Here is a 19,255-nt window from a genome sequence, read left to right as displayed (position 1 = left end):
GTCAACGGCTGCCGCCGTGGCACTCAGGCTGGCAACCGCCGATGCAGCGCCGTCAGCGACAGCGTGCTCGCGAACACCTTGGCGAGGCTGCGGCTCGCGTACTCGGCCACCTGCGCCACCTCGACCCAGCGGAACGCGTCCATCTCGGGAATCGAGGCCCCCGTCGCGCGGCTAGGAAACATGGAAGTGCAGAGGCAGGCCGACAGATCGGTTTCGGCATCGCGCAGGCGCGCGGCGAACAGGTAGAGATCCTTGTCGGTACGGTAGGCGAAGTGCCCGAGTTCGATCAGGCGATCGGGTGCGAGCACGATGCCGGTTTCCTCGAACAGCTCGCGCAGCGCGGCGTCGCGCTCGGCTTCGCCCGGATCGCGCGCGCCCTTCGGAATGTCCCAATGCGTGGTTTCGGTTGCGTGCGCAAGCAACACGCGGCCCGCCGGATCGAGCAGCACGACGCCGCACGACAGCGTGCGCGCTGCCTGTCGCGGCCGCCCTGCCGCCGGTTTCAGGTTCGCAAGGGGTGCCCCCATCGTCGGTTCTCCTCGGCATTCGGATGAGCGGGACGAGGCGCGCATGCGCCTCGCCGGCGAGCATACCATGCCGATTTTCGACGATCGGAGCCGGCCCGCCGCGGCGGTTTCAGCGCGCGGCGAGCTTGTCCTTGCCCGCGCCGCCGGCCTGATAGCCGTCGGTCAGCGTGTTCAGGAACGCGATCACGTCCTGGATCTCGGCCTCGTCGAGCGCCGGCTTCTCGCCCTTCTTGCGGTCGAACGGCGGCTCGGTGTTGATGTTGGCCCAATAGCGCTTCGGCAGATCGTCGAACTTCTGCACCACGCCGTGACGCACCGGATAGAACTTCTCCGGGTTCGTGTCGCGCTGCACGTAGAAGCGCATCACCTCTTCGAGCGAGTGATAGATGCCGTTGTGGAAGAACGCCTTCTTCAGCGCCACGTTACGCAGCGTGGGCGTGCGGAAGATCCCGCAGTATTCGTCCTCGCCCTTCAGGTCCTGGCGCTCCGGCCCGCATGCGCCGAGGTCATAGAACTTCGGATCCTGGTTGACCGCCAGCGCGCGATTGCGCGGCACGCCGATCGCGATCAGGCCGAAATCGCTGAACTGCGGCGGCTGGCCGTCGAGCGAGCGCTGGCTGATGTGGCAGCTCGCGCAATTGCCCTTGCGCTCGTCGTTGAACAGCGCCAGGCCGCGCATCTCGGCCTCGGTCAGCGTGGCCTTGTGATCGAGGAACGCGTCGTACTTGCTGCTGTACGGCGTGAACACCTCGGGCGTCTGCTCGTAGGTGCCGAGCGCCTGCAACACCGCCTCGAAGGTGGCCTTGTCGTCGCCGAGCACCTTGTCGCCGAACGTCGCGCGGAAATCGGCCAGATACGGCGCGGCGCGCACGGCCTTCGCCACCTTCTCGGGCGTGCTGTTCATCTCGAAGCGGGTCAACAGCGGAATGCGCGCCTGCTGCTCGCCGCGATCGACGCGGCCGTCCCAGGTCAGGCCGCCGGTCGGGCCGGCGTCCACGCTCTCGTCGCCTTCTTCGTCCGAATCGTGGAAGTGCCGGGTGAACGGCGGCACCTTCTGCAAATACATCAACGTGGGCACCGCGCGGAAGCCCTGCTGATGCAGATCGTCGCCGCCCAATTGCACAGACAGCGCGTTAGGCGAACCGAAAGCATGCTCGGCGCTGTGGCACGACGCGCACGCCAGCTTGCCCGAACCCGACAACGACGGATCGAAAAACATCTGCTTACCGAGCACTGTCATCTTCTTGACGGCCGCATAAACCTGCGCGCGCGTCTGCGGCTGGTTCGCCACCACGATCTCGTCGCTCGCGGCCCGCGGCGCGGCGGCTTGCGCAGCCGACGCAACCGAGGCAGCGGCGCCCGAGGCGGCCGGTGCATTGCCCGCCGAGCCCGGCGCGTGCTGGTCGCAGCCGCTCAACAGCCCCGCGACCAGCATCGACGCAATGACGGCCGCGCGGGCGACGAACGGGTGACGAAGCGGCCGGGGCCGGGCGAGGTCTTGTGACAGGCTGCGCATGACATTCCGAAAGACAAGAAAGGAAGGCGCGAGCGTATGACAGTCAAATGTCAATCACGTGACTTTGAATCGACAGGCAAACGAAAGGATTACTACATTTAGCCGTCAAACATTACTTACATAATCCGATCGGCCGGCTGTCATTCGTCATACGAGGATTCCGCCGGCTCCTACGGTACATGTGCGACAGAGAGACAACGAATGAAGAAAACCTTGATCCGCGTTACGCCCATCGCGCTTGCAGCGGCCGCCTTCCTGGCAGGCTGCGGCAGCGACGATGACAACACCACGCAGACCACCACCCCGCCGGCTGCCCAGACGCTCGCGTCGGTGCAGAACGTCGTGGTGATCTACGCGGAAAACCGCAGCTTCGACAACCTCTACGGCGCCTTCCCGGGCGCGAACGGCACAGCCAACATCAAGGCCGCCGACGCCGTTCAGCTCGACCGCGACGGCACCCCGCTCGCCACGTTGCCGAGGATCTGGGGCGGCCTGACCGCCGCCGGCGCGGCCGTGCCGGTGACCGAAGCCATGACGGCCAACCTGCCGAACGCGCCGTTCGCGATCGACGACACGGCCGGCTTCAACACGGGGCTGAACGTCACGACGCGCGACCTGTATCACCGGTTCTATGAGAACCAGATGCAGATCAACGGCGGCAAGAACAACATGTTCGCGGCCTGGGCGGATTCGGGCGGCCTGGTGATGGGCCACTACAACACCGACGCATCGAAGCTGCCGCTGTGGAAGATCGCCCAGCAATACACGCTGGCCGACAACTTCTTCATGGGCGCGTTCGGCGGCTCGTTCCTGAACCACCAATACCTGATCTGCGCCTGCGCGCCGGTCTACCCGAACGCCAACAACAGCGTGGCCTCCAAGTCGATCTCGACGGTGAACGCCGACGGCGTGTCGCTGACGGTCGATCCGGCCACCTCGCCGGCCTCGGCGCTGACGGGCGTGCCGAAGTTCCTGAACTCGGGCAACCTGACGCCGGACTTCTACGCGGTCAACACGATGCAGCCGCCGTATCAGCCGAGCGGCAACAAGGCCCCGGCGACCGACGCCACGCTGACGCTGGCCGACCCGACCGTCGCCACCACCCTGCCGCCGCAGACGGAAACCACGATCGGCGACCTGCTGAGCACGGCCAACGTGTCGTGGGCCTGGTACGGCGGCGCGTTCGGCGCGGCGCTGAGCAACGCGCAAGGCACCACGCCGGCCGCCGCGGCCGACGGCACCACGATCGCGAAGGCGAACTTCCAGTACCACCACCAGCCGTTCAACTACTACAAGGACCTGGCGCCGGGTACCGCGGCACGCGCGGCGCACGTACTCGACGGCGGCATCAACGGCTCCGAGTTCATCAAGGCGATCGACGCGGGCAAGCTGCCGCAAGTGTCGTTCTACAAGCCGCAGGGCAACCTGAACGAACACGCGGGCTACACCGACGTGGCGTCGGGCGACCAGCACATCGCCGACGTGATCGCCCACCTGCAGAAGAGCCCGCAGTGGAACAACATGGTCGTGATCGTGACGTACGACGAAAACGGCGGCTTCTGGGATCACGCCGCGCCGCCGAAGGGCGACCGTTGGGGCCCGGGCACGCGGATTCCGGCGCTGATCGTGTCGCCGTTCGCGAAGAAGGGTTTCGTCGACCACACGCAATACGACACGGCCTCGATCCTGCGCTTCATCACGCGCCGCTACAGCCTGCCGAAGCTGCATGGCCTGACGGTGCGCGACAACGCGCTGGCCGCCAACGGCGCGGCGGCGATGGGCGACCTGACCGCCGCCCTGACGCTGTCGACCAACTAAGCATCGGCAATCGCAGCGCCTGACCCGTGTTGCGCGGGTCGCGCATGACGGGGCGGCTTCGGCCGCCCCTTTTCATTCATGCCATTCATGCCTGGCGCACAAACGTCAGGATCACTGAAAAACCGCCCTGCTCCGGCAACGCGAACGTGACCTGGCCGCCGTGTGCGTCCATCACCTCCTTGACGATCGCGAGGCCCAGGCCCGAGCCGTCGCGACGCTGCGCGCCGCTGCCGTCGAGCCGCACGAACGGGCGCAGCACGGCATCCCAGTGCTCGCGCGCGATGCCCGAGCCGTTGTCGGTGACGGTCAGCATCACGCGCTCGCGCGTGCCATCGAGGCTCACGTCGATCTGGCTCGCATCGCCGTGATGCAGCGCGTTGTGCAGCACGTTCGACAGCGCTTCCTGCAGGCTGATCGCGTCGCCCTGGATGGTCGCGTCGCTCAGGCGCGCGTCGAGCGACACCTGCACGTCGCGCTCGTCGGCCAGCGGGATCGTGCGGCCCAGCACCTCGCGGGCCAGCGCGGCCAGATCCACCGGCTGCAACGGCACGACCTCGGTGCGGTGGATCACCATCGCGTGGTTCAGCAACTGCCCGGTCAGGCGGCCGACGTCCGAGCAGGTCGCGCGCAGCGTGTCGAGACGCGCGCGCTGCCGCGCGGCGTCGGTTTCGTTGCTCAACATTTCGATCTGCGCGTCGAGCCGCGCGAGCGGCGTGCGCATCTGGTGCGCCGCGTCGGCGATGAAGCGCTGCATGGTGGCGACGCGCTCCCCGAGCCGGCGCATCAGGCCGTTGATCGCGCCGATGATGGCCGCGATCTCGCTCGGCGTATCGATCACCACCGGCCGCAAATCGGCCGGATCGCGCGCGGCGATGATCGATTCGATCTGCGCGAGCGGCAGCAGGCCGCGCCGGATCGCCAGCGCGCTCGCGCCGATCGCCAGCGCCGTCATCAGGCCGATCAGCGTCCACACCTTGAGGCTCATGTCGTTGGTCAACTGCTCGCGCGCGTGGGTGGTTTGCGCGATCGTCACCAGCGCCCAGCCCGGCGTGCGTTCCTCGGGCATGTAGCGCGCGATGGTGGCGATCCGCACCGCCTGCCGCTCGTAGTTGCGCGAGGCGAACTGCGTGCCGCGCTGCGCGGCCGCCACGTTCGCCGCGTCGGGCAGCGTGTTGTAGCCGGCCACTACCACGCCGCGTGAATCGACCACCTTGTAATAGACCAAGTCGTAGCGCGACAGCGACGACAGCGCCGCCACCGGCGGGTTCAGCGCCAGCACGCCGCCCTGCACGTAGAGGTTCTCGGCCACCTGGATCGCCGCTCCCGACAGCAATTGATCGTAGGCGCGCTCCGCCGCGACGCCCGCGTAATAGCGCGCCGCCAGCGCGAGCGCGGCCGCGCCCGACAGCACCACGCACGCGATGAACAGCAGCGTGCGGCCGAACAGCGTTTTCGGAAACCAGTCAGCGCGTCGCAATCTGATAGCCCATCCCGCGTGCCGTGCGAATCTCGACGTCGCTGCCCTGCAGCTTCCTGCGCACGCGCGTCACGTATTGCTCGACCGCATTCGCCGACGGCTCGCGGCCGAAGCTGAACAACTGGTTCAGCAGTTCGTCCTTCGAGAACACGCGCTGCGGACGGCTCGCGAGGATCTCGAGCAGTGCGAACTCCTGGCGCGACAGCGGCAACGGCTGGCCGTCGAGTTCGGCCAGGCGGCTGCTGCGATCGATCGCCAGGCCGCCGAAGCGCAGCACGTCGCTGGCGTGGCCGCTGTTGCGGCGCAGGAGCGCCTGCACGCGGGCGTCCAGCTCGCGATAGTCGAACGGCTTGACGAGATAGTCGTCGGCGCCCAGGCCCAGGCCGCCGACGCGATCGTCGATCGCCGAACGCGCCGTGACCAGCAGCACCGGCGTGGTGCTGCCCGAGGCGCGCAGGCGGCGCAGGATCGCGAAGCCGTCCATCGACGGCAGCATCACGTCGAGCACGACCAGATCGAACGCCTCGACGCCGAGCAGGCTGCTGGCCGCCGCGCCGTCGCGTTCGAGATCGACCGCGTGGCCGAGCCGCGTCAGACGGCTGCCGATCGCTTCGCCGATTTCCGCGTCGTCCTCGACGACCAGAATGCGCATGGTGAGTCCTGCCGATAAGGTGGATTACGGGTATTCCCGGGGGACGGATCTCAGCATTTTCTCAGGTTCGCCCGCTAACCTCCATGCCAGTTCGTCAAGAGGCCGCCACGGCCGTTTCGGAGGAGACCGCACGATGCCCACGCCGTCGTCCGGCCGGCGCGCGCTGCTCGCCGCCGGCCTTGCCGTCGCTGCCGCGCCGCTCGCGCGCCAGGCGCGGGCGTTTTCGCTGTCGCGTGGCCGAACCGTCAGGATTTCGAAGGGTTATGGCGTGTTGTACCTGCCGCTGCTCGTGATGGAACGGCAGCGCCTGTTCGAGGCGCATGCCGTGCGGCGCGGGCTCGATCAGGTCAAGGCCGAATGGGTGCTGCTCGACGGCGGCAATTCCGTGAACGACGCGATGATGGCCGGCACGCTCGATTTCGCCGGCGCCGGCGCGCCCGGCTTCATCGAGCTGTGGGCGCGGGCGCGCGGCATTCCGAACGTCGAGGTGATCGGCATCGCGGGGCTGTCGGCCACCTCGCTGTCGCTGAACACCAACCAGGCGCGCATTCGCGGGCTGGCCGATTTCACGCCCGCCGACCGGATCGCCGTGCCCGGCATCCATACATCGTTGGCTGCAGTCGTGTTGCAGATGATCGCCGCGCGACAGTTCGGACTGCCGCATTTCGCCAAGCTCGACCCGATCACCGTGAACCTGCCGCATCCGCAGGCCATGGACGCGCTGATCCGGCGTGACGGCGGCGTGACCGCGCATTTCGGCTCGCCGCCGTTCTCCATTCTCGAACTGCGCCAGCCGGGCATTCATCGTGTGACCGATGCCGTGCAGGCGCTCGGCCCGCTGACGCTCGACGTGGTGTTCGCGCCCAAGAGCGTGATCGACGCCGAGCCGGGGCTGGCCGCCGCGTTCATCGGCGCGCTCGACGAGGCCAACCGCTTCATCGCCGCGCATCCGCGCGAGGCCGCCGCGATCTATGTGTCGTCGTCGGGCCTGCGGGTGTCCGCCGACGACATCGTCGCCATGCTCGGCATGCCCGAAACCCGCTACGCCGTGGTGCCCGACCGGCTCATGGAGTTCGTCGATTTCCTGCATGGCGTGGGCACCATCAAGACCCGGCCGCGAACCTGGAACGAGATGTTCACGGCCCAGCTCGATGCGTATCTGACGCGTTGAGTTAATAAATTCGCATTGCGATTCATTTCAGCAACACGCTTCAAACAGGAGCCCAGCGTGACCCTTGCCTCCCCTTCCCTCGCTGCCGCCGGTGACGAGCAGCGCGTCATGTCGAAGATCGCGTGGCGCTTGATGCCGATCCTCGTCGTGATGTTCCTGATCTCGTTCATCGATCGTCAGAACGTCGGCTTCGCCAAGTTGCAGATGGCGCACAGCCTCAATATTTCCGAATCCGCGTTCGGCCTGGCGTCCTCGCTGTTCTTCATCGGCTACCTGCTGTTCGAGGTGCCCAGCACGCTCGCGCTGCACAAGTTCGGCGCGCGCGTCTGGCTCGCGCGGATCATGCTGACCTGGGGCTTGATCACCGTCGCGATGGGCTTCACCACCTCGATGCCGATCTTCAGCGGGCTGCGCTTCGTGCTCGGGATCGCCGAGGCCGGCTTCTATCCCGGCGTGATCTATTACCTGACGCTGTGGTTTCCGCAGAGCTACCGGGCGCGCGTGCTCGGCATCTTCACGCTCGGCAGCGCGCTGGCCAACATGCTCGGCTCGCTGGTGGGCGGCTGGCTGTTGAGCCTGAGCGGCATCGGCGGGCTGGAGGGCTGGCAGTGGGTGTTCATCGCCACCGGGATTCCCGCCGTGGTGGTGGGCATTCTGGTGTTCTGGCTGCTGCCCACGTCGTTCCGCGAGGCGCGCTTCCTGTCCGAGCACGAAAAGCAGCTCGTGGCCACCGCGCTCGAACGCGAGGCGCCGCCGCATGCCGAGCATTCGCAGCCGTGGAAGGCGTTTCTCGACCCGCGCGTGATGCTGTTCGCCGCCACGTACATGATGATGTCGACGTCGCTGTATGGCGTGACCTACTGGCTGCCGACCATCGTCAAGTCGTTCGGGGTGTCCAGCACAACGAACGGTTTGTTGAGCATGCTGCCTTGGGCGCTGGCCGTGGTGCTGCTGATCTGGCTGCCGCCGAAGCTCAAGCGCGCCAAGAGCCTGCTGCGCACCATCGGCATCGTGGCCGCGCTCGGCGCGGTGGGTTTCGTGTTGAGCCTCGTGCTGCCGACCACACCGTTGCGCTTCGTCGCGCTCGTGCTCGGTGGCGCGTGCATTCCGCTGATCTACCCGTGCTTCTGGTCGATGCCGCCGCGCTATTTCACCGGCGCGCGGGCCGCGGCCAGCGTGGCGGCGATCAACTCGATCGGGAATCTTGGCGGGTTCTTCAGCCAGAATTTGATGCCGCTGGCCGGGAAGCTGACCGGGTCTGCGTTCGGGCCGATGATCGTGCCGATCGTGTGCTTGACGGTGTTGGGTGTGGGGGCGTTTGTGGGATGGGCGCGGACCGAGCGGGCTGGTGGGGCTGTGCGGGCTTGATGGTGTGAGGTCGCGTTTCCTCGGGCGTGGGTTGGATCGCGCGCCGAGGTTGGGTTCGGATGACTGAAGGTAATGCGGGCCGGTTGCATGGGAACATGCGCCGGCCCGTTTTGCGTCAGGCCTGGCGGTTTGCTTCGACTGCCGCGACTGTCGCGACTGCGAGCAGCGATTGCAGGCCGCGCCAGCCCCAATAGACACGATGCGCGACGATCAGGCCGTCTTCGATGTCCATGAATTCGACGAGGTCGGTTTGTTGGCCGGTGGGGGTCACGCGTGGGTACTCCCAGACGAGCTGGCGGCCGTTCGCGAAGAAATCGCCGGTGCGGTACCAATCGGTGAAGGTGTTCGCGAGTTGGGTGAAACCGGTGGCGAAGAAGTTGCGGATGGCGGGTTTGCCGGTGAGGGTGCCTTTTGTGGATGTGATTGCTAGAACCGACGGGGATTCGAAGTGCGCGTGGTCGGCGTAGAGCGACATCAGGGCTTCGAGGTCGCGGGAAGTGATCGCGGCGTGCCATTGGGTGTGGATGTGGCGGATTTGGGCTTCGGTCGGCGCGGGTGTTGGGGTGAGCATGGGCGGTGGGTGCATGGGAATGCACGCTTGCGGTGGGGGTGAAGCGGAGATTAGGGGATGGGTGGGGGTGGATGTTTCAGGATGGGGTGAAATGAGGGGGTTCGAGCGACTGGGGACCTGTGCGCATTTTTGTGGGCAAGGCGGTTAGAAACCCTCGTGGGGGCCGTCAGAATTTCCGTGTTCGCGACGGGTTGAAAATCAACCAGCGGGTCCAAATGCGGATAGGTCCAATAGATGCGACGGATCTCGTGCGATCGCCGAAATTCAGCAACGACGATATGCGCCGGGGATCGCGGAAACGCTTTTCTAGCCGCCGGTAGACCGGCAGCCGCCGCTGCGTTTTCCCCAAGCGGAGAGAAATTAGACCATTTTCGGACATTGGGAGATTCGGGGTTTCAGCGCCCAGAAACAATAAAGGCCGCCGACGCAGCCCCAAGATGCTTTCTTCATCGTTATCCAGGTCGGCCGGGCGTGGTCAGGAAGGCTGCGAAGCTATCAGCAATCGCTGACGTTTGCCCTGTCTCGTGCGACCAGAGAACGACGACAGGCTCTCCGAGGTTGCCAAGCATCCCATAATCGAAGCAGTAATAATCTCCCGCTCCAAATTCCGCAAACGGTAACAATTGAGAAAAGTCAATATGACTATCTGAGAAGTTATCTAGCCACTCTTGCCAATCTGCGTTGAAGTGACGAACTATCGACTCCCACGTTTTGCGGGGATCGCGTGCATCGAATGCAGGAAACACAGCCAAAGCTCCCAATGCTCTGCCGTTGTTGTACAGAAGCCAATCCGAGAACGATTTAGGCAAGGATCGAGCCAATTCCGCCTCAGCTAAGTGGATCGCATCTAGTGTTGTGCCAATTACTCGCGCTCTAGCCATTACTTCTCACTTAAGGTAAAGAGCCAGCCCTCGGGAGACTCACTTTTCCGGTCCCCGGCGGCCCAGAACTCGGCATCTTTGCCGACCAGCACCCATTGGGTATGCGAACATCGCGGCCGGTGTCGTCTTCAAAACGAAGTCCGTGTGCAAGCTATCGTTCCTGTGGGGTTTATATATTGACTTGCTGGCCAGCGTCATTTGTTCCTTCCTTTTTAGGCAACTTCGCATTGAACTCAACACATGTGAATAAATTCATGCTCAGCACACGGAGCCCAATTTACCGGATCGCACAGAACTACCAACACCTGAAAACAAAAAGCCAAATACATGGCAAATTGACACCTGCCTCTACAATATAATTAAAGAATAACACCCGATTATCGATTTTTTCACAGCAACCGATTTCTAACGAAGTTGATCAAAACCTCAAATAGAAATCAACAAAAAATCCACTAGCAAGCATCACAACACAGTTATTATTAACCGAACTCATTTTAATTATTTAAACATCCATACATCTTCATACCCTTGATCATCAATAATGAACCTTGATCGTGGCGGCAGTCGCAAATATTTCAACACAGATGGAAGCATTTCTGACAGATGCTCCACATGCACCAGCTTGTAAAAATCAGTCGCGTCGGAATACTCACCACAGTGAAAGAACCAGCTAATACCCTCTTCGTCTGGCAAAATAATCCGCGTTCCATATACTGGCATTTTTCCAAGCGTCGATATTGCAACAGCAACCATCTCCCCAGGAAAGGAATCTGGAAAACCCAAGCGCCTGCATGTTTCTTTCTGAATTTTAAGAAAATCTTTCGGGTTCGATTTTTCCATTTCTGCCCTTACCTTTCATATATTTCGATAAAAATAATACCCCCTCCAGCGTTTTCAAAAAAATTGGCTAATGTTATTACACTGCGTCCACCAAAATCGGAAATGTACGTTCAAGTACCCCAACGCGCGGACTCTCTCATAACCGCCTTCCGACGATCCATACAACGTCAACTTGACAAATATTCTTCCAGGCAATCCATCCAGTTCTCGGCAGCGGCATACCCCATCTGCGCCCCATCAATTGGATTTACTAAAACAACCGGGAATTCACCATCCGTCCCTTTCTTTTGCGTGTCGATACACAAAAAAGCATCGCCATCCTGAAAATCGAGAGCGATATATTGAACCGGCAATTGATACTCCTCGCGAGCATACTTTGTGAATGCAACAACGTTACCGTCGTCACCAGCATTATTTGAGGTCAGCCCCGCAAATGATCGAGCATCAACGTCAATAGCGCCATATTTTTCCAAATACATCTTATACGAATTGGGAAAATCCACTCCAAGCATCAACTCAGCACTATGTATCTTTTCTTGCAAAACGGGACCGGAAATTACGACCCCAACTCCAAAATCAGAATTTTTCGATAAGCTCATCAATAATTTCCGACACCTCAACACCTCCGATTTTTCAAAAAATCGACGCAATCGATTTAACCATTTAGCTGGAACCAAGTCACTCTGGAGGCCGCATCTATTTTCAATCACCCCATGAAAATTTTTGTTTAATTTCAATATGCAGACACAGAAATATCCGCCTTCTCTCCCAGGCCATCACCGAGAACATAGTCAAAATTTAATTAACCGCCATCCGAATTAAACCACCCACACCTATATCCTGCTTGCATATAAATCACATCAATTTCACTACCATCGACAGCTCCTTTTTGGCACATCCAATTTGACGAAATTTCCGAATATTTTAACAAGCCATTCCAAACCAACAATCACCAATGAGATTGCTTAAGCGGCCTTTCCCCACATTATTCACGCATCCGTCAAATACCTAGACACATCCGGATATTCAGACAGAACATCATCAGATTTGAGAAACAAAATAATTTCACGCCTAACATCCTCCGACGCCTTATTTACATAACTTATCAATAAATTAAAGTCCCCATAGTCGACCTCAATTCCAATCAAAGTAACGGCCCATTGCTTTTTAGGAGATCTTTCAATAATTCCATGCAATTCCCGAACAAGAGCAGGATAGAAAATTTCTCGCCCAGATGCTTCAAGCACATTTCTAGTTCGTTCTTGCACCCCGAAGTCATCGACATCAGAGAAAGTTTTAAGAAGCTCTACTGCGACATCGTAACCCATATTCTTTTCAGCTTCATCCAAGAGGCCCCAAAATTCATCGGATTTAGCTTCATCTCCGAAATCGTCACATACGTGCAAACGTTCTCGCCAATGATCGAAATTAAAATTATCTGACATTTCCTCACCCCAGCTCTTCAACCGCCACTGGAATTAATGCAAAAACCAAATTAATAGAAAACGCGCATATAGGCATCAATCTCCGCCGTCGACTCAATCAACCGATCAACAGACTCGCAAACAAACTCGTAACCAGATCTAATTATCTTATTGGATTCGACCTCTCGAAATCCATTAATATTCACCGAATACATGCCGGGCCTCAATTTTGCGTCAATCCCGCCGCTCTGCGGGGGCCAGTGCATGAGGGCCTCTAAATCGTAAAACATAGCATTTTCCTTCACCACCAGAGGAAAGCTACCATTCTTAACTATCACCAGCTCCTTCAATGCGTCCCGATCACTCCTATTTCTGCAAACTACTTCATACCCCCCCATCATCGATAGACAAAAGAGGCACAATGGCCCCGGCCTTTATCACCAAATCACCAAGGTTGGAATTAAAGAATTCACTCATGAGATCACGCACCTCGCCGGACCTTGGAGTCCACCCCAGAGTATCGTGAAGTACAGATGGATCCACCAAAACAATTCCATTCGCTTCTATGTCAATCGATTCGACAATCATTATCTCTCCCGTTACGGACAACGCTTAACCTGCAATGCAGGTTTATAAGCCTTTGATCGATGCAGATCATCGCATTCGAGTTGCACGCGATCCACACCATCGACGAACAACCCATCTACATGTCCGGAGCCGTACATCATCCAGTTGATCGTGTACCCATCAGGCCGTAACTACGCTTCACGACAAATACATCGAAGGCGTGGTGCTCCCACACAAGATTCCCTAACACTCCTCCGTCTAGCCAAGTCAAACACCGAAAACCAAAAAACTGCTCATGCAACCTCATAACATTAAACGTTGTTATAACATGGAAATCACGATCCGATATATTTATACCGAAAATCAAGGCCACTACCTTTTTTAAACAACTCAACATGAAGAATAAGCTCAGTTATTTTTCCATCAACCCAAATAACACATTCGAGTCCCCACACACCAAAATCATTCATTTCATACAAATCAACGTACGGCCTTGAACCGATTTTCCCCGAAAACGCCACATCTTCGAGCACCAAACTCACAATAGAATTTGTCAGAAAATATTCAGACAAGCATTCACATATTTCATCAAAAATAGGTTTCGTGATACCAAATTTATCACGAAGATTTTCTTTGTCCATAACATTTATATAATTTACAAATTCGGACACAAGCGCATACGCCTCACCATTAAATTTCTTATCCATTTCATCCTCTCTTTGAGGGATTTTGTCTCGCCCCCTACATCAGAGCCGATCTCTGAAAAATAAGCTCGCGCATCATCGGTGACGAAACTGATGCAGTCCGGCGACACCTCGGCACCGGAATGCTTAAGCAGAAAATCCTGAGCTTCATGTGCCGTCATGCCGCGAGCGCCCCACATGGACTAGCTTCGCATGCATATCTCGAAAGTCTTGTCATCGAAGCCAGTAAAGCATCGCCCGTGCTTAGGAATGAGTAGCGATTGAGAATTGTCGCCGAGGTTGTGAGGGACCTGGATGCGGACGGGCCATCGTTGGTGAAGACCGTCGTGCCACGATTGGAGTTGCTTTGGTTGCTTGTCTCCGCCGGCTTGGCAGCGTCAAGCAGATAGCCGAGATGATGGCTCATCTCACCGCCCAGCACCCGTTCGGCCAACGCTTCTCTGGCCATTGCCGAACTGTGCCATTGGCAGCTCCACCGATTCGGCTTCCGGTTTACGAGGCATATGTCATCATTGGGGCAAAATATGCATCGAACACGAAATTAAGCACAGGCCCCTCATGCCGATCACACGTAGTGCGTGTCGCTCGCTCAAGTCGCCATCGGTGATGTGGCGCACTAAATATGGCTTAAGACTTACCTCTCCCCAAGGGTCAAGCCGTTGAAATTTATTAACAGATCGACCAATGAATCAGCCGATTTCTCCAAAAATTTCAAGTTCATCACCCCCATTCCCACTTCAAATATCTCTGCAGCCGAATTTATAAGAATCGCCTGCCCACCACCATCATCACCAATCATGAAATAGCCAGGAAGATATTTTTGAACTTCATATTCAAAATTTCTCTCGGGCAGAATTTCTATCTCATGAAGAGCCAAACAACCGCTTGAGTTTAATCCATTAGTGATTAGAAGAAAATCAACGTACTCTTTAGGAAAAGATAGACCAACCTTCGCCTCAGCAACGTTAATTTCGTTAGAGGCCGCCGGAAATCTCAGCTCAAAGTGCTGATCAAGGTCCGCTTTATTTAGCATTGAAAGCTCCCAAACAATCGAAATATTTGTAATTTTGCCGCATCGCTCGTCTCACGACATTCTCTGGAACGCCCGCCGCCCTCATCTGCCGAGCAGCCTCATTAAACTCCGTATTTACATCAGTACTAAATCCATATTGATTTCGAAAAGCACGCTGCATACCAGAGATTTGGGCGTGGACAGATCCCGACGTGCTTGGCAACAAAACCGCCGGCGCAGTTCGTGAGCTATAAGTCCCGTTAGGGAAAACCTGTTGTTTTGCCCATTCCTGCTGAATCGGATGATGCGACTGCACCAGTCCGTCGGCTACCGTGTTCGTGTTACCTGGCGCCCGATTCGCTTGGGGACTAAGGTTACCGTGTTGATCTGCATCGTTCACGTGGTATCCGCCCGGCCTGCGGCATGCCAGGCCAAACGGATCAATCCAACCTATCGGGTTCGGAGCATATTGATATACGTTGGTGCCTCCTAAGAGTCCGATTGGGTCTTTCCTAACGAACCGCCCGAACACCGGATCGTAATACCGATGCCGGTTGTAATGAAGCCCCGTCTCATCATCAACCTGCTGCCCCTGAAACCGCAGCGAGTTCGTAACCAAACCCACCCCAGCCGCCCCAGAAGCCCGCCCAATCACCTCCCGAGCCTCTCCCCAAGCCTTATACGCCGCCTCCCAAACCACCTCCCCCGCCTCATCCGTCATCATCAACGGCGTGCCGATCTGATCACAGTGATAGAACATCACCCGCGCTTCGCTCTGCGCCACCGGCACGCGCTGAAGCGGATCCTCCTCCGGCACATACCGCGCATCGGCATGAACCACCGGCGTCTCGATTCCCTCCACCGGCTCCGACACATACTGCACCATCGGCACGAACGTCGCCGCCTCATACACATAGTGCATGCTGCGCGCATCATTCGACTCATACGCCAGCGTATCGCCATCCCAGCCGAACACTGTCCGCGAGCCGTTCACCTCCTTCCCGATCCGCCGCCCCAGCGCGTCATAGAAATAGCGCGACGCACTCCGCCGGGAAGTCTCCTCGACATCCGCCGCCCGCATCCGATTGAACGCATCCCACTCGAACCGCTGCACACCGGCCGGTGAACGCTTCTGAACCAGATTCCCCTGCGCGTCGTAATCAAAGTGCGTGCCCGCATAGTCCTTGAGCAGATTCCCCAGCACCTTAGGCACCGACGCCGGCAACGTACTCTCATGCCGGCCCAGATACTCGCTTCGAGTGCGCGCCGTTTCCGGCGCACCCGGATCAACAATATTGCTTGCCGGATCGAACGCAAACCGCTCGCGAAGCCCCGGCCCGATCGATTCGATCAACCGCCCCACCGGGTCGTATCGGTAATCTGTCGCGCCCTTGCGGCTGTCCTCGATCTGCGTCAGTTGCCCGGCCGCGTCGTAGCGATAACGCCGCGTACTCAACGCCCCCGGTGCCTTGTCGCGTTGCACGGTCTGTCGCTCGATGCGCCCGGCCGGATCGAAGACCGTCGTTTGCCCGATCCGGCTCGCCAGCGTCCGTTTCACTTCGCGATGCAGATCGTCGCGTTCGAGTTGAACGCGATCCACCCCGTCGACAAGCAGCCCGTGCACATGCCCGGAGCCGTACATCATCCAGTCGATCGTGTGCCCGTCAGGCCGTACGGTCTGCTTACGGTTGCCCAGTTCGTCATAACCGTGATGCCACACGTAACTGCGCTTCACGCCAAATACATCGTAGGCGTGGTGCTCCCGTACAAGATTCCCGACCGGATCGAAAAAACGCTGCACCCGGCTGTACCGATTGCTCGCCTCGATCAAACGCCCGGTCGCGTCATAAGCAAAGGATTCCGATTCATCGCCGCATGCCCGCTTCGCAAAGCGCCCGCCACGATCATGTTCAACCTGCGTAACACGGCCCGCTTCGTCGATTGAGGCCAGATCGCCGCTCGCCTCGTCGTAAACGTATTGCGTCGATTTCCCATCGAACTCGACCTCTTCCAGCAAGCGCCCGACCGGGTCATACCGGAACGTATACGAAGCCTCGTTCGCATCCGTGAGTCGCACCAATCGCCCGAGCCGGTCGTAGCCATAACTGAGCCGCTGGCCGAGCGCATCCACCCGCGACGCCACGCGCCCGCCCACGTCGTAGGAATACCGCGTGGCCCGCTGCATCGGATCGATCGTCTGCAGCAAGCGCCCTTCGGAGTCGTATTGAATCCGCTCGACGCCAGCCGGCGAACGCACTTCATCGAGCTGCCCGTTCGCCGCATATTGAAACGTCGTGGCGGCGCCGGACGCATCCGTCGCTTCCACCAGCCGTCCGGCCGCATCGTAAGCCCACTTCGTGGTCTTTCCCGAGCAATCACGATACGACAGGAGCCGCCCGCCCGCGTCATAGCTCAAGGTTTTCGCGCCGCCCTTCGCGTCGATCACCGTGGTCGGCAAACCCTGCTCGTTGTACTTGTACTTCGTCTCGTAGCCGAGCGGGTCCTTCGCGACGACGACATTCCCCGCTTCGTCGTACTCCTGCTCCCACGCATGTCCGTGCGGATCGATCGTCTTGACGACCTGATCCTTCGCGTCGTACTCAATGCTGATGACGGAACCGTCGGCACGTTGATGGCGAACCAGATTGCTGCGCGCGTCGTAATCGAAGAACTCTTTGCCGCCGTCGCGATGCGTGTATTGAACGAGCTTGTCGTTCGCATTCCGATACATCCACTCTTCGGCGCCGTCCGGATGAATGACGCGGAACGTGTAGCCCTTGCGGTCGAAGTAGTGCCGCGTAACGTTCCCGAGCGCATCGGTCACGGCCACCATGCGGAAATTCGGGTGCCAGGCGAGCGTGACTTCATCGCTGCCGTCGTCGCGATATTCGCGGAAGCAACGCGCCTTCGCGTGCGTGCCATCCCATTCGAGATTCACGCCGCGACCGGTGCGATCGGTGTAGCGCGTCACCAGATGGTGTTGATACCGATACTCGCGGCGGTTGCCATAGCGATCGAACGCCGCGATCAAATCGCCTTCCTGGTCGTACTCGTAGGCGGCCAACCGGCCGACACGCTCGCCCTCGGCGTCATGCTCGAAGATCTCCGCAATCCGCCCGTGCGAATCGAACCTGAACGCGACCTGACGATGCGGCACGATCAAACGGTGCAACTGCCCCAAGGCGTCGTAATCGAACGTCAACTGATTGCCGGCGCGGTCCTTGATGAAGGAAAGACGATAGCGATCGCCGTCCCGCTCGTACGCTTCCAGTTCGTCGTGCCCGCGCGTCACGGTGAGCCAGCGTTCATCGACACGCAGCAGCGTCAAACCTTCCGCCTGATCGTCGTGCGCGACACCAATATCGAGCAAGGGGTAATCGACGCTGCGCCCCTCCGCATCGTGGTACACCAGCTTCGTTGCGTGCACATCGATACGCGTCGTGTAGGGCGTCGTCCAGCGCGGCCCCAGTTCGCCGCGCTCGTCGTTGGCGTCGAAGAACGAGCGATAGGTGCGCACCCAGGCAATCGGGATCGGCCCATCGATGATGAAATCGTCGTGATCGATGCGCTCGTCGCCGAGCGCGAAGCCGATCGAGTTCCCCGAAGCGGCCGCTGGCGTTTTCACCGGCGTGGACAGATTGCAGCAACTGACGCCCGGATGTTCCGCCGGCCCCGTCTTGTTCTGCTTTTCGACCGCCCCCTCCCCGCGCCGCGCCTCGACCTTGGTCGAGCCCTGCGATTTCACCGCCGAAGTCTGCGTCTTCGAATGCCGCTTGCGCCATTCGAGGACGCCTGCCAATCCCGCCTCGATCAGCCAGCCGATCTTGCCGACGGCGTTGCCGTCGAGCGACTTGACGGCCTTCTGCATGGCGGGAATCTTCTGGCGCAGCCCGTTCGCCACCGCCATCAGGTGCTCGCTCGCGTGCGGATCCACCATCTTCACCGCAGACGTGGCGAGATTGATCTCGCCCTTCGCGACGATCTTGACGCCGTTCACCAGCAGCGACCCGATATTGCCCAGCACGGCGCCCGGCTGATACACCACGTTGTGCAGCGCCTGCTTCCCTTCCCGCTTCAGATTGTTGACGTTGTTCCTGCTGCTGTAGTTTTCGCCGGCCGCGTGCGCGAACAGGTCGGCGAGACCGTTCATCAGCGTGGTCATGTACTCGGCGGCCTTGTTCAGCACGAAGGTCAGATCCTTGCGCACTTCGTTCAGGAAGGTCTCGATCTCGCCCGCGTAGCGCGCCTGCAAGCCGTCCGCGATCACGGCGATCACGCTGTCCCGCATCATGTTCAGCGCGGCCTCGCCCGCGGCCTTGCCGTTCTTGACCAGCTCCTCGCGCATCAGCGCCATCAACGGCCGCGCGCCCATCCGCACCTGCGCGGTGCCGGGCGGCAGCGGAATGATGCCGATCAGATCGAGGCCGAGGTTCAACCAGTCGAACATGTCGATCGGCTTGTCGCCGTGGTTGATCATCGCGCGGATGTCGTTGATCAGATCGACGGCGGCGAAGATGTTGGCGAGCACCGGCACGTTGCGCGCCACCATCTCGACACGAGCGAGCGTGACCACCCCGCCGCTCAGATCGCCGAGCCACTTGTCCAGGTCCTTGAGGTTCGCCGCGACGTCCTCGGGATGGAATTTGATGAGCGGCGACACGAAAACATCGGTCGGCAACGGTTGGATAACGGCCGGAGCGGTCATGATCGAATGGTTCTATGAATAT

The 19,255-nt window shown here is 59.6% G+C and carries 16 protein-coding genes; 3 read left to right on the top strand and 13 right to left on the bottom strand.

Translation table 11 applies throughout. The features are described 5' to 3' along the window. Positions 1-23 precede the first annotated feature (23 nt). Positions 24-527 (bottom strand): NUDIX hydrolase, encoded by a 504-nt coding sequence (locus AB4850_RS20750; protein WP_414444873.1) that lies wholly within the window; start codon positions 525-527, stop codon positions 24-26. Positions 528-636: 109 nt separating this feature from the next. Next, complete coding sequence (locus AB4850_RS20745; protein ID WP_414444872.1) at positions 637-2,043, bottom strand: cytochrome-c peroxidase; 1,407 nt, start codon at positions 2,041-2,043, stop codon at positions 637-639. Between the two features lie 201 nt (positions 2,044-2,244). Between AB4850_RS20745 and AB4850_RS20740 the strand changes: the two genes are divergently transcribed. Further along, positions 2,245-3,861 carry an acid phosphatase gene (locus tag AB4850_RS20740; protein WP_414444871.1) on the top strand — a complete coding sequence of 539 codons (1,617 nt, stop codon included), beginning with the start codon at positions 2,245-2,247 and terminating at the stop codon, positions 3,859-3,861. Between the two features lie 85 nt (positions 3,862-3,946). Here AB4850_RS20740 and AB4850_RS20735 read toward each other — a convergent pair whose 3' ends face one another. Further along, complete coding sequence (locus AB4850_RS20735) at positions 3,947-5,338, bottom strand: sensor histidine kinase (protein ID WP_414444870.1); 1,392 nt, start codon at positions 5,336-5,338, stop codon at positions 3,947-3,949. Continuing rightward, complete coding sequence (locus tag AB4850_RS20730) at positions 5,325-5,990, bottom strand: response regulator transcription factor (protein WP_414444869.1); 666 nt, start codon at positions 5,988-5,990, stop codon at positions 5,325-5,327. Before AB4850_RS20730 ends, AB4850_RS20735 begins: the two co-directional genes overlap by 14 nt. A gap of 133 nt (positions 5,991-6,123) precedes the next feature. Here AB4850_RS20730 and AB4850_RS20725 point away from each other — a divergent pair, with 133 nt between their 5' ends. Both AB4850_RS20725 and AB4850_RS20720 read left to right on the top strand, forming a co-directional pair. Further along, on the top strand, positions 6,124-7,161 hold the full coding sequence (locus tag AB4850_RS20725; protein ID WP_414444868.1) for an ABC transporter substrate-binding protein: 1,038 nt from the start codon (positions 6,124-6,126) through the stop codon (positions 7,159-7,161). Positions 7,162-7,269: 108 nt separating this feature from the next. Continuing rightward, complete coding sequence (locus AB4850_RS20720; protein WP_414445569.1) at positions 7,270-8,529, top strand: MFS transporter; 1,260 nt, start codon at positions 7,270-7,272, stop codon at positions 8,527-8,529. A gap of 115 nt (positions 8,530-8,644) precedes the next feature. Here AB4850_RS20720 and AB4850_RS20715 read toward each other — a convergent pair whose 3' ends face one another. From AB4850_RS20715 to AB4850_RS20675, 9 genes are all read right to left on the bottom strand, one after another. Beyond that, positions 8,645-9,100 carry a nuclear transport factor 2 family protein gene (locus tag AB4850_RS20715; protein ID WP_414444867.1) on the bottom strand — a complete coding sequence of 152 codons (456 nt, stop codon included), beginning with the start codon at positions 9,098-9,100 and terminating at the stop codon, positions 8,645-8,647. Between the two features lie 452 nt (positions 9,101-9,552). Next, positions 9,553-9,981, bottom strand: a complete 429-nt coding sequence (locus AB4850_RS20710; RefSeq protein ID WP_414444866.1) for an SMI1/KNR4 family protein — start codon at positions 9,979-9,981, stop codon at positions 9,553-9,555. Positions 9,982-10,479: 498 nt separating this feature from the next. Beyond that, positions 10,480-10,821 carry a hypothetical protein gene (locus AB4850_RS20705; RefSeq protein ID WP_414444865.1) on the bottom strand — a complete coding sequence of 114 codons (342 nt, stop codon included), beginning with the start codon at positions 10,819-10,821 and terminating at the stop codon, positions 10,480-10,482. Between the two features lie 167 nt (positions 10,822-10,988). Beyond that, on the bottom strand, positions 10,989-11,420 hold the full coding sequence (locus AB4850_RS20700) for an SMI1/KNR4 family protein (protein WP_414444864.1): 432 nt from the start codon (positions 11,418-11,420) through the stop codon (positions 10,989-10,991). A 390-nt stretch (positions 11,421-11,810) separates the two neighbouring features. After that, complete coding sequence (locus tag AB4850_RS20695) at positions 11,811-12,266, bottom strand: hypothetical protein (protein WP_414444863.1); 456 nt, start codon at positions 12,264-12,266, stop codon at positions 11,811-11,813. Between the two features lie 363 nt (positions 12,267-12,629). Continuing rightward, on the bottom strand, positions 12,630-12,833 hold the full coding sequence (locus tag AB4850_RS20690; RefSeq protein ID WP_414444862.1) for a hypothetical protein: 204 nt from the start codon (positions 12,831-12,833) through the stop codon (positions 12,630-12,632). 314 nt (positions 12,834-13,147) lie between these two features. After that, the gene (locus tag AB4850_RS20685) at positions 13,148-13,519 is read right to left on the bottom strand and encodes a hypothetical protein (protein ID WP_414444861.1); all 372 of its coding nucleotides are present in this window, start codon (positions 13,517-13,519) and stop codon (positions 13,148-13,150) included. Between the two features lie 631 nt (positions 13,520-14,150). Continuing rightward, the gene (locus AB4850_RS20680) at positions 14,151-14,549 is read right to left on the bottom strand and encodes an SMI1/KNR4 family protein (RefSeq protein ID WP_414444860.1); all 399 of its coding nucleotides are present in this window, start codon (positions 14,547-14,549) and stop codon (positions 14,151-14,153) included. After that, a complete protein-coding gene (locus AB4850_RS20675; protein WP_414444859.1) occupies positions 14,539-19,233 on the bottom strand; it encodes an RHS repeat-associated core domain-containing protein in 4,695 nt (1,564 codons plus the stop codon). Before AB4850_RS20675 ends, AB4850_RS20680 begins: the two co-directional genes overlap by 11 nt. Between the last annotated feature and the right edge of the window lie 22 nt (positions 19,234-19,255).

Origin of the sequence: Burkholderia sp. 22PA0106 (assembly GCF_047497155.1) — a bacterium.
Classification (GTDB): Bacteria; Pseudomonadota; Gammaproteobacteria; order Burkholderiales; family Burkholderiaceae; genus Burkholderia.
Note: the sequence above shows the minus strand (reverse complement) of the source record. Positions and strands in the feature narration are given on the sequence as shown.

Excerpts from the sequence above, each read along its gene's own strand:
- AB4850_RS20750 (WP_414444873.1), bottom strand. The coding sequence starts at position 527 with ATGGGGGCACCCCTTGCGAACCTGAAACCGGCGGCAGGGCGGCCGCGA.
- AB4850_RS20745 (WP_414444872.1), bottom strand. The coding sequence starts at position 2,043 with ATGCGCAGCCTGTCACAAGACCTCGCCCGGCCCCGGCCGCTTCGTCAC.
- AB4850_RS20740 (WP_414444871.1), top strand. The coding sequence starts at position 2,245 with ATGAAGAAAACCTTGATCCGCGTTACGCCCATCGCGCTTGCAGCGGCC.
- AB4850_RS20730 (WP_414444869.1), bottom strand. The coding sequence starts at position 5,990 with ATGCGCATTCTGGTCGTCGAGGACGACGCGGAAATCGGCGAAGCGATC.
- AB4850_RS20725 (WP_414444868.1), top strand. The coding sequence starts at position 6,124 with ATGCCCACGCCGTCGTCCGGCCGGCGCGCGCTGCTCGCCGCCGGCCTT.
- AB4850_RS20720 (WP_414445569.1), top strand. The coding sequence starts at position 7,270 with ATGTCGAAGATCGCGTGGCGCTTGATGCCGATCCTCGTCGTGATGTTC.
- AB4850_RS20715 (WP_414444867.1), bottom strand. The coding sequence starts at position 9,100 with ATGCTCACCCCAACACCCGCGCCGACCGAAGCCCAAATCCGCCACATC.
- AB4850_RS20710 (WP_414444866.1), bottom strand. The coding sequence starts at position 9,981 with ATGGCTAGAGCGCGAGTAATTGGCACAACACTAGATGCGATCCACTTA.
- AB4850_RS20705 (WP_414444865.1), bottom strand. The coding sequence starts at position 10,821 with ATGGAAAAATCGAACCCGAAAGATTTTCTTAAAATTCAGAAAGAAACA.
- AB4850_RS20700 (WP_414444864.1), bottom strand. The coding sequence starts at position 11,420 with ATGAGCTTATCGAAAAATTCTGATTTTGGAGTTGGGGTCGTAATTTCC.
- AB4850_RS20695 (WP_414444863.1), bottom strand. The coding sequence starts at position 12,266 with ATGTCAGATAATTTTAATTTCGATCATTGGCGAGAACGTTTGCACGTA.
- AB4850_RS20690 (WP_414444862.1), bottom strand. The coding sequence starts at position 12,833 with ATGATTGTCGAATCGATTGACATAGAAGCGAATGGAATTGTTTTGGTG.
- AB4850_RS20685 (WP_414444861.1), bottom strand. The coding sequence starts at position 13,519 with ATGGATAAGAAATTTAATGGTGAGGCGTATGCGCTTGTGTCCGAATTT.
- AB4850_RS20680 (WP_414444860.1), bottom strand. The coding sequence starts at position 14,549 with ATGCTAAATAAAGCGGACCTTGATCAGCACTTTGAGCTGAGATTTCCG.
- AB4850_RS20675 (WP_414444859.1), bottom strand. The coding sequence starts at position 19,233 with ATGACCGCTCCGGCCGTTATCCAACCGTTGCCGACCGATGTTTTCGTG.